General features: G+C 45.9%; 13 protein-coding genes. 12 read left to right on the forward strand and 1 reads right to left on the reverse strand.

Annotated features, from left to right (window positions below):
* The 4 genes from L1D37_RS19580 to L1D37_RS19595 form a co-directional block, all read left to right on the forward strand.
* The coding region (locus L1D37_RS19580; protein ID WP_239848870.1) for an integrase core domain-containing protein at window positions 1-113 on the forward strand (113 nt) is incomplete at its 5' end.
* Between the two features lie 186 nt (window positions 114-299).
* Window positions 300-644, forward strand: coding sequence for an SMR family transporter (locus L1D37_RS19585; protein WP_239848872.1), 345 nt, complete (start codon window positions 300-302; stop codon window positions 642-644).
* 487 nt (window positions 645-1131) lie between these two features.
* Window positions 1132-1995 (forward strand): lysylphosphatidylglycerol synthase domain-containing protein, encoded by an 864-nt coding sequence (locus L1D37_RS19590; protein ID WP_239848873.1) that lies wholly within the window; start codon window positions 1132-1134, stop codon window positions 1993-1995.
* An 8-nt stretch (window positions 1996-2003) separates the two neighbouring features.
* Window positions 2004-3077: a polysaccharide pyruvyl transferase family protein gene (locus tag L1D37_RS19595; RefSeq protein ID WP_239848874.1), complete on the forward strand. Its 1074-nt coding sequence runs from the start codon at window positions 2004-2006 to the stop codon at window positions 3075-3077.
* Between the two features lie 135 nt (window positions 3078-3212).
* On the opposite strand, the gene mpaA is transcribed toward L1D37_RS19595, so the two are convergent.
* The gene (mpaA, locus tag L1D37_RS19600; RefSeq protein ID WP_239848875.1) at window positions 3213-3917 is read right to left on the reverse strand and encodes a murein tripeptide amidase MpaA; all 705 of its coding nucleotides are present in this window, start codon (window positions 3915-3917) and stop codon (window positions 3213-3215) included.
* Window positions 3918-4061: 144 nt separating this feature from the next.
* Between mpaA and L1D37_RS19605 the strand changes: the two genes are divergently transcribed.
* The 8 genes from L1D37_RS19605 to ugpC all read left to right on the forward strand — a co-directional run bounded on the left by L1D37_RS19605 (window position 4062) and on the right by ugpC (window position 13491).
* Complete coding sequence (locus tag L1D37_RS19605; RefSeq protein ID WP_239848876.1) at window positions 4062-5687, forward strand: peptide ABC transporter substrate-binding protein; 1626 nt, start codon at window positions 4062-4064, stop codon at window positions 5685-5687.
* Window positions 5688-5857: 170 nt separating this feature from the next.
* On the forward strand, window positions 5858-6760 hold the full coding sequence (locus tag L1D37_RS19610; RefSeq protein ID WP_239848877.1) for a LysR substrate-binding domain-containing protein: 903 nt from the start codon (window positions 5858-5860) through the stop codon (window positions 6758-6760).
* An 84-nt stretch (window positions 6761-6844) separates the two neighbouring features.
* Window positions 6845-7729 carry a sugar ABC transporter permease gene (locus tag L1D37_RS19615; RefSeq protein WP_239848878.1) on the forward strand — a complete coding sequence of 295 codons (885 nt, stop codon included), beginning with the start codon at window positions 6845-6847 and terminating at the stop codon, window positions 7727-7729.
* A 23-nt stretch (window positions 7730-7752) separates the two neighbouring features.
* Complete coding sequence (locus L1D37_RS19620) at window positions 7753-8700, forward strand: carbohydrate ABC transporter permease (protein ID WP_239848879.1); 948 nt, start codon at window positions 7753-7755, stop codon at window positions 8698-8700.
* A 7-nt stretch (window positions 8701-8707) separates the two neighbouring features.
* A complete protein-coding gene (locus tag L1D37_RS19625; RefSeq protein WP_239848880.1) occupies window positions 8708-9988 on the forward strand; it encodes an extracellular solute-binding protein in 1281 nt (426 codons plus the stop codon).
* Between the two features lie 122 nt (window positions 9989-10110).
* On the forward strand, window positions 10111-11580 hold the full coding sequence (locus L1D37_RS19630) for a CehA/McbA family metallohydrolase (protein ID WP_239848881.1): 1470 nt from the start codon (window positions 10111-10113) through the stop codon (window positions 11578-11580).
* Complete coding sequence (locus L1D37_RS19635; RefSeq protein ID WP_239848932.1) at window positions 11570-12304, forward strand: HAD family hydrolase; 735 nt, start codon at window positions 11570-11572, stop codon at window positions 12302-12304. The genes L1D37_RS19630 and L1D37_RS19635 overlap by 11 nt, the downstream gene beginning before the upstream one ends.
* Before the next feature lie 56 nt (window positions 12305-12360).
* Window positions 12361-13491, forward strand: coding sequence for a sn-glycerol-3-phosphate ABC transporter ATP-binding protein UgpC (ugpC, locus tag L1D37_RS19640; protein ID WP_239848882.1), 1131 nt, complete (start codon window positions 12361-12363; stop codon window positions 13489-13491).
* The last annotated feature ends 112 nt before the right edge of the window (window positions 13492-13603 follow it).

The raw sequence follows: 13603 nt of genomic DNA on the forward strand, positions 1-13603 counted from the left end.
ATTTAGATGAAGCAAAGAAAATGGTCGCTGAATCAGTAAAAATCTATAATGAATATAGGCCTCACACAGCTCTAAAATACAAAACGCCCGATGAAATACATCGAGCGTTTTAGTCAATCAAGTGTCAACCCATATCAGGACGGGTCAGTATAAGGATGAGTTATCTAAAATCTATTCATTGAGTTTTTTGGTTAAGATCTTTTAGGGTACGTCATAATAATTGCTTACTGAAAATCGCATGAATTGGAAATAAAACTACAATATTCTGAGCGCCGTATTTTATTGTTGTGGACTCAAACATGTTTTTATCTCTCCCACCTCCAGTGATGTTGTCACTTGCCATCGTGCTTGAAGTTGTCGCCACTTCTTTATTACCTAAAACACAGCAGTTTACTTCTCTGCCAGCCACTGCCGCAGTATTGGCTGGCTACGGCTGTGCTTTCTATCTGTTGTCTCTCACAGTGCAAACCATGTCTTTGGGTGTGGCCTATGCGATTTGGTGCGGGGCAGGGATCGTGTTAGTCGCAGCACTGTCTTGGCTGGTCTACGGACAAAAGCTCGATATCTTCGCAATCATCGGCATCGCTTTGATTCTGGCTGGAGTGGTGATTATCAACCTGTTTTCGACGTCGGTGAGTCATTAGCTTAGCTAACCTTATTCATATCCTATTTCTTTCTGTTGAGATTTTCGACCGATAAATTTTGTAAGATTTGACCAACTTTCCTTAGCATCTGTCAAACCGAGCCAATAGTTTGTCCAGATATTTCCGTTTGTGATCCGTAATGTAGAATTATCTTTATGAAAAATAAGAGATGGTCACTCGACTGGAAAGCGCAGAGCAATTCCATTTTTTGCCCAGATATCAATAGGGAACGTTCACTTAAAAGTTGGCTATAATATCATGTAATGGAAGGTCTAATTTTTGAAATAGTATGAGTCATATGCTTGTTAGAATATGAGCTTAACTTTCAAAAGTGATATCGTTCAAATAAGAGTTAGGTGCAGTGTAGTGGCGTTATTCTAGGAGGTTTCTTGCATACTATTTATATATCAAATTGTTCTCAGACCTAAAGTCATTGTTGATAGCTTTCATGATATCCAAATATATTGAATTAGTAACAACGAAGTTTATGTCTATCAGGTCAATTAGGCTTTCTCCGAATATAGAGATAAAGATTCTAGCGACTGCAATGCTATTATTTTTGGCGGGTATTTACCTATCCTTACGTGATGAGCCAGATCTTTTCAACGAATTCGACTGGTATGATGCCGCTGTGGTGGTGTTAGTAGGCGTACCACTGACTGTGATGATTAATGGGTTAGAGTTTATGTGCTGTGCGCGCATGGTTGGAAGGAAGTTTTCAATCTTTAGGTCGTTGGAAATCACGATAGTTGGTTCGGCAGCTAATATGCTACCTGTCCCCGGTGCGAGTATCGTTCGTATTTTGGCATTGAAATCTACAGGGCTAAGTTTAATAAAAAGCACAGGAATTAACATGCTGCTGGCTTTGATTTGGATCGGTATATCGTTTCTTTATGCAGGCATGACTTTACTCCATTTTGTAGATGGCTTGATAGCCTGGGGGGTTATAGGAACGGGTGGGTTGGCTTTGTTAAGTAGCTTCTGGGTTGTTTCCTACAACCATATACATTCGATGACTTATTTGTATGTTGTCGTTTTAAAGTTTGTGCTGGTGCTAGTGGACGCTGCGAGAATTTACTTTTGCTTCCAAGCCCTAGGTTTAGATGTTTTGTTCCTTCAAGCGTCAGTATTTGTTGTATCCGGTGTAATGGGTTCCGCTGTGTCTGTCGTTCCTGCCGGATTAGGTGTTCGAGAGCTAGTTTCTGCTGTGTTAGCTCCTCTCATAGGTGTCGCAGCTTCTGCGGGGTTCCTTTCGGCAACACTAAACCGTATAGCCGGTCTTTCAACTTTGCTACCGATCGCAGGATTACTGATTTTATTTAAGAAAGAGAAACAAAGAGAGGCATTTTGAAGGTAGTCGTGTCGGCTTGGATTGGATCTAAAAACCTTGGAGACGAATTGATCTTCAAGGTGTTGTTAGAGCAATTGGAGGTTCTCGGTATATCTAGAAAGGATGTCGTTGCTATAACACTTGATCCTAACAGGACTCGCAAAACTTTTGGTACGCAATCCGTAGGTCATCGAGACATCTTAGGTCAGTTAATTGCAATTCGACAAGGGGATGTTTTGGTGTTTGGTGGTGGAGGATTATTACAAGATGAGACGAGTATTTGGAACCTGCCCTACCATTTATCTCGTGTATGGATCGCTCGATTAATGGGAAAAGAAGTCGTAGGCCTCGGTTTGGGAGCTGGTCTTGTTAGTATGAGGTTCAGTAAATGGCTAATACGTATGACATTTGGAACATCTGTCCCCATGAATGTGCGTGATACAGAATCTCTTCAAATACTCAAACAGATAAGCGTACAGAATGTTAAACAAGCAGCAGATTTAGTATTTGGCCATTCCGTTCAGGAATATGAGTCTGATGGCTACATTGCAGTTGCCCTAAGGCCGTTCTCAAAGAAACGCAGTTGGCTACCGGTACATATGCGGGAACATGTTACCCTCGATGATCCAAGTCATATTGCGGATGCCCTTGACGTTATTGCTCGACAAGTAAATTTGCCAATTCGTTTAGTATCATTCGATTTGGACAAGGATTTGGATTATCACCATACAATAGCTGCTCAGATGTCCACTAAAGTTAGTTTTGTATCACCGACATTGAAAGATGTAACCAAAGTGATTGGTGCTGCAAATGTAGTTATTGGTATGCGTTACCATGCTGCTGTTTTGGCGTTTCTATGTGGTGTTCCTAGCGTATTAATTGGATATTCGCCCAAGGTACAGTCTTTGGCAAAAGAAGCACCTCGAGGGTGTAAAGTTGTTGAGAATAACATCAAAGGTATTAAGGCATTACCAAAACTAGTAAATGAAGTGTTGGACGAAAAACAGAGTGTTATTATTGCAAGAGAACGATTGAGAGATAGCTCTTTAGAAAACTATAAACCGTTGTGTGGCTTATTGAGAGCGAATAATAAGCTCAGGTGAACATGATTAAAAGGGTTGCATTAAGTAGAACAATTAAAGCTATTGCTTATGAACCAATTATAGTCGTCAAACTTTGAGCTAAGAATTTCAAGCTCCCACGATAACTTAATAATTTCTACATTGAGTCTTTCTAACTTACCTCTCACACCCCAACACCGCCACAAACGCATCCAAATACTGCTCGATAGTCAGATCCGCAGAAACTGGTGGCAGTTCTACGGTAATACACGGTAGGTTTCTTTCTTGGCACCAAGTGCCGAATGACCCTGGGGTTTCGTAATCGACGTCTTCAACGAGTGGTAGGTTGAACTGTTTGCCTAACCAAGTTGCAAGCTCCGATTGGGTTGGATCATCGACCATGGCGAGTGGTTCGTGGAAAGAGATAACGAACTTGGGTTTGCGCTGCTCAATGAGGTTGATGAGCGATAGCACTTCCGGTTCAAGCTGATCGGCCTGCCCCGTTTTTATTTTTACATCTCTGACTGGCGTGTGGGAGCTCCAGCGATAGACGGTGCCGTCTTCTGTCCAGTTTTGCGTCGGAAAGGCGCGGTTCAAATCGACTTGATTGGCGTTGGCTCGGGTACCTAACTGATTACCATCTGGGTTCATCGACAGAATCACATCGTGTCGTAAGTTGGCGGCTGGCAAGCTTCTTAGCGCACAAGACAAACCTGCGATAGATGCGGTTTCATCACCGTGTGTGCCTGCTATGATTAGCCCGAGAGATTCGCTTTCTACTTGCGCGGGGAAATAGAGCAAGGGTGCGCCCAATACCGAATTTCCATATGGCAGCGGCTTTATTGAAAATGCAGCTCTTTCCGTTCTTGGAATTAAACTCACCTTTATCTCCTGATTGATCAAGTACTATCAAGTATTAACGATTACACAAACCTACTTAAATAAACTAAAGCGTTAAAACTCGTCAACAGTCGCATTGTTAATTTTATTACTTGCTTCAAAGATAGGCTAGGAGAGCAAAAACATATGGATTTTAAGAAACATTCAACGGCGTTACTCATTTCATCTCTATTGACCCCTTTTATATCAGTGACTGCCGTTTCTGACACATTGCCTTCGGGAACTTCTCTGGCGAAAGAACAACACTTAGTGCGTGCGAATGATGCAGAAGCTGCGACACTCGATCCTGCGAAAGCTGAAGGCCTGCCGGAAATGCACATTTTACGTGACCTATTTGAAGGTTTAGTGATTCAAGATCGCGATGGCAACATCACCCCAGGTGTTGCACAGTCTTGGGAAACCGAAGACAACCAGACCTTTGTATTCCACCTGCGTAAAGATGCTAAATGGTCGAATGGCGATCCGGTGACGGCCGATGATTTCGTGTATGCGATAAGACGCGCGGTAGACCCTAAAACCGCATCGCCAAACGTGTGGTACCTGAAGCTTACTCAAATCAACAACATTGCTGACGTAGCCGAAGGCAAAAAGCCGGTTGAAGAGTTAGGTATCTCTGCAGTCGATAAACACACGGTGAAGTTCGAACTCGATAGTAAAGTGCCTTACTTTGTGGCGATGACAGGCCACACATCCATGATGCCAGTGCATAAATCAGCCTTAGAAAGTAGCGACAAGCCGTGGAGCGATCCTAAGCAACTTGTCGGTAATGGTGCATTCGTACTAGACGAGTGGGTGGTGAACGAGCGCATTGAATTGAAGAAAAACCCGAAGTACTGGGACAGTTCAGATACCCACTTAACCGAGGTGACTTATATTCCGTTTGAGAATCAGAATGCCTCGATTAACCGTTATGCGGTGGGCGAGGTCGATATCACTTCAGATGTGCCTACACATATGGCGCAGCAGCTAAAAACCAAATACCAAGATGCGTTTACCGCGGTGCCTTTGCTGTGTACTTACTACTACGCGTTCAATACAACACGACCACCATTCGATGACGCACGAGTCCGTAAGGCTGTCTCTTATTCCATGATGCGTGACGTTATCACCAATGGTGTTACTCAGGTCGGCAACTTACCGGCTTATACCTTTGCTCATGAGTACACGGCTGGTTTTGATGCGACACAACCTGAGTACAGCACTTGGACTCAAAAGGAACGTGATCGAAAAGCAAAAGAGCTGCTGAAAGAAGCGGGCTACGATGCGTCTAACCCACTAGATTTCAAATTGCTTTACAACACCAGTGAATCGAACAAGTCGATTGCAGTGGCGATTGCGTCAATGTTGAAGGGCAACTTAGGTGCTCAAGTCGAACTAGAAAACCAAGAGTGGAAGTCTTACTTAGTATCGCGTCGCCAAGGTGATTTTGATGTAATGCGCGCCTCTTGGTGTGGGGATTACAACGAAGCATCAACCTTCTTGAGCCTATTGCGCTCTGGTTCTTCGGGTAACTTTGCCCGTTACAGCAATGACAAGTACGACGCAGCAATGGACAGCGCCTTAGCCGCTACCAGTGAGCAAGATCGCCAAGGTTTCTATGACCAAGCTGAACAGTTGCTGGCAGATGACATGCCGATCGCGCCAATCTACTACTACATGCAGGCTCGCCTAGTGCGACCAAGTGTCGGTGGTTTTGCGAAGAACAATGTAGAAGGGCGTATCTATTCTAAGGATCTCTACATCAAAGAATAATTGCGTTTGATTCACGCGACGACACACCGCTAAAAATATGAAATAGAGAAAAGGGACGTTGATCATAAATATCTGATCAACGTCCCTTCGTCATTAATCTGTAACGGTAAGCGCAAAAAACTGAAACCTGACTGAAGTATTTTTCACTTTTATTTCAATCAGGTGAAGCCATGTTACCCCCTCTACGTGCCCTTGTTGCGTTCGAAGCTGTTGCCCGCCTCGGTTCTATTGGCGCAGCTGCGCGAGAGCTTTGTGTTACACAAGCTGCGGTGAGCCAACAGCTTAAAAGTTTAGAAACCTTTCTCGATACCACACTGTTTGAACGCAGCTCCAAAGGCGTAAAGCTGACGTCGGCTGCCCAGCATTATCAACCGATTGTTGCTGGCTCATTGGCACACCTGAAACTACAGACTCAAATCCTGTTCGGGGAAAAAGAAACCGACGTGTTGAGCCTGCGCGTTAATCACACCTTTTGCCATAACTGGCTGTTACCTCGCCTGCCATCTTTTTATCAAAAATACCCTTTTATCAGGCTCGATATTCAGCTGGTGGACTGGCCATCAACCAATCCTTGTCAGAATGTCGATATCGAATTGACCAATGGCAAGGTTGAAAGCGAAGACACTCATAGTGAGCGACTGTTTCAAGAGCATTGGCAGTTGGTGTGCAGCCCAGAATTTAAAAAACAATATCAAGACTCCTTGGTTGAGCATGATTTTTCTGCTTTGCCGACCGTGCAAGTAAAAGGCTATCGAGAGAACTGGCTGCAATGGCTGAGTCACAACCAATTCGAGATGACTTTACCGAAGGTGCTACTTGAAGTGAGTAACTCTTTGCACGCCCTAGAAGCGGTTAAGCATGGGATTGGCGTACTGTTGGTGCGTTCACTTGCGGTGTCTGAGTTGTTGGAGAAAAACGATCTTGTTCTGGCGACAGAGTCCTCGATGCCTGCTGAATCTGCCCACTATTTGATTACCAAACACCGTCGCAGTGCCAAGGTGAATTTCTTTTGTGACTGGCTTTATCACCAGATGGAAGACGGTGAACTGGAAGAAAGATTTTCTAATGGGTAGCCATAAAAAAAATGAAGGGCGCTCTTACTAACCTGTCACACAAACCCCTTAATTTAACCGCATACAAATAAGGACGAGGTCACCATGAGTGCTTTCTCAGAACCAATGAAAAACCGCTTAAAGGTACTGCTATTTACTGCACCGTTGTTGGTGCCACTGTTTACTTTTTGGCTCGTACCATTTGGTTATTCGATTTATATCAGCTTCACCGATTGGGATTACATCTCGCCAGATTATTCGTTCATCGGTTTAGAAAATTACCAGTACATGGTCGAGGACTACGAGTTCATCCAAGCGATGCTCAACACGTTTTGGTTCTCGGTCGGTGTGGTGATTCCAACCATCATTCTTGGCCTTGTGTTTGCCATGCTACTGCACAAAAACTTCAAGGGCAGTCAGTTTTATCGTGCAGTGATCTTTTCTCCTTGGATCACGCCAACGGTGGCAGTGTCGATTGTGTGGTCTTGGGTGTTCGAGACCAAATCAGGTTTGGCAAACCACTTATTGGAGTCGGCAGGGTTCAGCGCGATTCCATGGTTAGAAAACGGAAACACAGCCTTGATTGCGGTGATTATCGTGACGGTGTGGCAGGCGATTGGTTGGACGATGCTGTTTTACATCAGTGCGCTCAACAAGATTCCAGAGTCACTGTATGAGGCTTCTTTGATTGATGGTTGCAGCAGCTTAACGCGCTTTTTGAAGATAACGCTGCCACTGATTTCTCCAACCACATTCTTCTTAGTGGTGGTCAATATTATCACGGCAATGCAGGCGTTCGATCAGTTCCAGATCCTAACGCAAGGCGGGCCGGGCGGTGAGACTCGTACCTTGTTGTACTTGTTCTACCAACAAGCATTTGAACGTTACGAAATGGGACCTGCGGCCGCGACATCGTTAGTGATATTCCTGATTACTGGATTGTTGGCACTTATTAATACCTACATCGGCAAGCGCTGGGTGTACTACTAGTCGATTTTTGAAAGGACAGAATTATGACCACGCAAGTATTGGATGCGAACCAAGTATTAAATCAAAGAGTAGCTAAAGCCAAAGTTAGAGCCCAAACCAAAGCGACCAAATCAGAGATTGCGTCAAAGAAAGCTTCAGTGGATCGCCGCTCGTTTATCGCATTGGCTAAGCACCTGTTCTTGGCAACCTGCGGAACCATTATGGTATTCCCTTTCTTATGGATGCTGTCTGGTTCGCTGAAAACCAATGATGAGATCTTTGCTAACCCGCTGGACTTGATTCCAGAACAGTTTCGCTGGGAAACCTTTGTCGAAACCTTTCACAGCGCGCCGTTTGGCTTGTACATCTTCAACAGTTTTAGCGTGGCTTTATTCACTACGCTGTTGGTGATTGTGAACTCGGCGATGTTTGCATACGCACTGACTCAGCTGAAGTTTCGCTCGAAGACGGTGCTCTATTTCGTCGTGATGGGTTGTTACATGCTGCCGGGAGCAGTGACTTACATTCCGTCTTACATCACCTTGGCAAAGCTAGGCTTGTTGGATTCACACATGGGCCTAGTGGCGTCGAATGCGGCGTCGGTGTTCGGTGTGTTCTATCTACGCCAAGTGTTTATCAAGGTGCATCCGTCGCTGATTGAAGCGGCACGAATTGATGGTGCAGGTGAGCTCAAAATCTTATGGGCAATCATCTTACCGCAATGCCGAGCAGCAGTCGCAACACTGTTCCTCATCACTTTTATTACCAATTACAACAGCTACATGTGGCCGAGCCTAGTGATAACGACTCAGGATTTAAATCTGATCGCTACTGGTATTCGTCACTACTTTATTGCCGAAGGTAACTATGGGTTGAACTGGTCGCAAATCATGGCGGCGAGCACCATTGCAGTATTGCCTTTGTTAATTCTATTCGTCATTTGTCAAAAGACGATTCTTTCAGGTATCGCCGATAACGGCGTAAAAGAGTAAAACGGAAATGAAACTAAAAACTCTCGCACTAGTGTGTGCTGGCGCAGCAAGCGCGTCTATGTTCTCTAGCAGTGTTGTTGCCGCAACCGAAGTTAACTTTTGGTATTCCGGTGGTACTAAGCCACAGCAAATGATGACTAAGCTCATCGAAGAGTTCAACGCGAGCCAAGATGAGTATGTGGTGAAGCCAGCATTGCAAGGTAACTACACAGAAACCTACCAGAAGTTGCAAGCAGGCCTAGCGTCTAGAACTGCACCTGAACTTGTGCTGCTAGATTCAGGCCGTGCGGAAGCGATGCACGGACGTGGTTTGAGCCGTGACTTAACGCCGTTCATGGATGAAGAGTTCAACTTCTCTGATTTCATTGGCGCGTTTAAAGACCAAGTGACCGCAGACGATGGCACCATCATCGGCCTACCTGCTTACGGTACAACTCAAGTGTTCTACTACAACAAGCAGGTGTTGGCAGACAACGGCTTTACCGAGCAAGACCTAAACACATGGCAAGGCGTGGCTAAGGTCGCTGAAAAAGTCACACAGCGTGACGAGAAAGGCAATGTAACCTTCTATGGCTGGGAGCCGATGTGGGGTCAAGACAACATGATTGATGCGGCTTTCTCTAACGGCGCGCAGATCATCAGTGATGATGGCAAAACTGTACTTATCGACTCGGCTGAGTGGGTTGAGGTGTGGGACAGCTTCCGTAAGTGGATCCACGATGATCAAATTATGCGTATTCACTACGGTGGTCAAGGTTGGGAATACTGGTACAAAACCATTGATGACGTGATGAAAGACAACGTGCTTGGCTACACCGGTTCATCGGGTGACCAAGGTGACTTGGACTTCACTAAGCTTTCGGCAACCACACAACCAGGGTGGGGCTCAAACCCTTCTGCGCCACAAGCGGGTGCGTTGGTTTATGTAATGCCAAAAGGCACAGACGAAGCAGCGGCTAAAGGTGCATTCGAGTTTGTTGAGTTCTACACCAACGCGAAAAACACGGCGGCATGGTCAATGTTCACGGGTTACATCCCAGTGCGTAACAGCGTTTCTGAAGTTCCAGAATACCAAGCGTTCACTAAAGATAACCCACAAGCTCTGATCCCGCTGAAGCAAGCGAACACGGCAACCAAAGATTTCCTAGACCCTACTAACGGTAAGATCATGGATGCTCTTAAGGTGGCTGCGGACCAGATTCAAATCCAAAACGTGCCTGCGGACAAAGCGCTGAAACAAGCAGCTAAGAAAGCACAACGTGCACTAGACCGAGCGAATCGTTCTTAATCTGTAAAGTGGTTAGCTCTTGGCTATTAATAACGAAGAGCTATTGACTAACAAAGGCCCATCTATTCGGGTGGGCCTCTTTTTGACCCAGTCCTTTAATTAGGACGAATTTGGTGAAGACAATGACCCAATTTCAAGGTGAGCTGCCGTTTGGCAGAGTACGTATCCCCTTTGATGTGCCAACAGGTTCTCACAGCGTAGAGATTACCGGTACAACGGTGAAAAAAGGATTTTTATACGCGGCAGCCTATGATGCCAACCAAGCATTTCGTGGCAAAGTGTTGTTTGAGAAGGCGAACAAGTCACTCACTATCCAACCGCAAAACGCAGGGTTAGGCGCGATTGATGGCGCGATTCCATCGGGCGAGTGGTTCTTAGAACTTTACAACCTTGAAGGTGAGTTTCGCACCGAGCGTGCGATGCAGTATCAAGTCGATGTGCTTTGCTCTGAAGAGTCAGTTAATAATGATGTTGAGCTAGAACTGAACCCAACAGTGACAAGTGAGCACCATATCGAGTTTGATTACAGCCACATGCTGAGTTCTGATTCTCGCTGGTATCGTGGTGACTTACACGCTCACACTCAGCTTTCTGATGGTCACAATACCTTGGCAGCGGCTAAAGGGATTGTGGAATCACAAGGGCTCGATTTCTTCTTCTTCACTGAGCACAACATCTGTCAGCCGAAGCTACCTGTTTCAAAACAGTGTTTGTTCTTACCTGCATTAGAAGTCACAACCGACCTCGGGCACTTTAATGTGCATGGCCCAGTTAAGTCTTTGGACCTTCGATACGTTGAACACAGCAGCCAAGCAACCATGGAAGCGGGATTGAGCTTAGCTAAAAGTGGACACAGTTCCCTTGGCATTAATCACCCGATGATGAAGCCGTGGCATTGGCATTACGATCAAGTGGATCTTAGCCAAGTGTCTACGTTTGAAGTGTGTTGTGACCCAACTTGGTCAACCTCGCCTAAAGCGACCGAAGAAGCATTATTGGTTCTCAATGAAATGTGGAATTGTGGCCAGCGTATTACGGCGATTGGCGGCAGCGATTCACACCTTGAGCCCCATGAACGCAATCCTAAATCGGATGAGCCTTCTATCTACGGTGACCCATCAACTTTCGTATACAGCCATGGCTTGAGCGGCGAAGGCATCTTGTCTGGTTTGCGTAATGGGCAAGTTTACCTAGAGCGCCGCTGTGGCTTGAAGTTTGATATCAACTTAGGCGACTTGCTACCGGGCAAAGACTCTCAAGGCCAACCACTAACATACCGAATTGCGGTCTCTGATTCAGAAAACCCTTACTACGCAGAGTGCGTGGTGGATGGCGAGATTGTTGAACGAATCGCTCTGAATGATGAGCTGCAAAGTATCCATATTGATGAAGGCTACCGTTGGTGCCGTGTTGATATTCGTCGTGGAGAACTTTCTTCTGCATTAATTAACAGCACTCAACCTGCATCTGATGAACATGAGTTTGAAGGCTGCATCAACGCCGTATTCGACGGCAAACAACCAGAATTTAACCAACCCCTAGTGCGTACTTGGGGAGAACTAATGGAGCGAATGAGCCGTGATGAAGTTTAAGGCGATGTTATTTGATAAAGACGGCACATTGTTAGAGTTCCACAAGATGTGGCTTAACGTTTCTCGTGGTGCTTGTGAACGTGTTAAATCTTACAGTGACCAGCATCAAGGTAATCAAACTGTCACACCTGCTGAGTTACTCTTGGCCATCGGTGTGGAAGGTGATGTGGTTGATAACTATGGACTATTAGCCTCAAACCCAGTGGAAGATACCGCGACAGCGTGGTTCAACATGCTGCAACCTAATGTCTCGCTCGCTGAGTTCACTAAGGTGACCAAAGCCGCTTTCAATGACGAAGTGGAAGAGAATCCAAGCTGGATTGAAGCCCTACCGGGTGTGACTGAAAAGCTGGGTCTGTTTAAGCAGCAAGGCATGATTTTAGGCATCGCGACCGCGGATACCAAAGACTCAACGATCTACACACTAGATCAATCGGGTCTGAGCGAGATGTTCGATTATGTTGGTTACTCCGATGGTGATATCGAACCTAAGCCTGCGCCAGCACTGCTCAATGCCTTCTGTGAAAAGTGCGGTATTGAGCCACATGAAGTGATCATGTTTGGTGACACGGTTTCAGATATGGAGTTTGGCCGCAACGCAGGCGCAAGCAATGTCGGTGTTCTGACGGGCACGGCACAACACAGTGAGTTAGAGCCAGTGGCGGATCTGGTTATCGCATCAGTCGCCCATTTTGAGCTCAACCAACTGCAAGAACGTGGCTAAAATGTCCACGACAGATTGCAAAGATAGTATTTAACAAATTGATTTAAGGACAGGTTATGGCTGAAGTCACACTGAGAGGGGTAGAGAAAACTTACCCAAATGGTTTTAAGGCTGTGCACGGTGTCGATCTGAATATTCGCGAAGGTGAGTTCATGGTGTTTGTTGGGCCGTCTGGCTGTGCAAAATCCACCACACTTCGTATGATCGCAGGCCTTGAAGATATCTCAGAAGGCGATGTCTACATTGGCGATAAGCGTGTGAATGAGCTGCCACCTAAAGATCGTGGTATCTCAATGGTGTTTCAGAACTACGCGCTTTATCCGCATATGTCGGTGTACGAAAACATGGCTTTTGGCCTTAAGCAACAGAAGCTGCCAAAGCATGAAATCAATGAGCGAATTGAAGATGCAGCCAAGACTCTGGATATCGAACACCTGCTAAATAATAAGCCAGGTGAAATGTCGGGCGGTCAAAGGCAGCGTGTGGCGCTTGGTCGTGCGATGGTGCGTAAGCCAGATGTGTTCTTGTTTGACGAGCCTTTGTCTAACTTGGATGCCAAGCTGCGTGTTTCGACTCGTGTCAGCATTGCTCAGTTGCACAATAACCTGAAGCAAGAAGGGCAGAACGCCACCATGATCTACGTGACACACGATCAGGTGGAAGCGATGACCCTTGGCGATCGCATCTGTGTGTTGAATCAAGGCGAGATCATGCAGGTCGATACGCCAATGAACCTTTATCAATACCCAGCAAACAAGTTTGTCGCGGGCTTTATTGGTTCGCCGGCGATGAATCTTCTCAAGGTGAGATTGGATGAGATTGACGGTGTGATGAACGTGGTCTCTGAAAGTGGTACTCGTTGGACGCTGCCACAAGACAAGCAGATTATCGCTCGTGAAAAGATGGGTGAGTGGGTGTGGTTCGGTGTTCGCCCTGAGCACATTCAATTGGCTAATCACGATGCGCCGTTGTCTGAGGTGAATACTCAAACGCACAGGCTTGATGTGGTTGAGTCGATGGGTAACGAACTGTATCTCTACTTCCAACTCGGTCATGACAAAATGGTGGCAAGGGTGCCTTTTGATGCAGATCGAACGGCAAACAGTGGCGAAGAGACAGTGCTGCATTTCAATACCTCACAGTGCCATCTGTTCGACCTAGAGACAGAAGAAGCATTGACTGAATAAGTCGATGTGTCGAAGAGTCAAAATAAAGAAATCCCCGCTCAGATGAGTGGGGATTTTTCTTAGGGGGAGTATCAACAGGAGCTCGGTTTTGTGCTCGAGGCTTTTTTGTTGG

This window comes from Vibrio sp. Isolate33 (assembly GCF_022397895.1).
In the GTDB taxonomy this organism is placed as follows: domain Bacteria; phylum Pseudomonadota; class Gammaproteobacteria; order Enterobacterales; family Vibrionaceae; genus Vibrio; species Vibrio pomeroyi.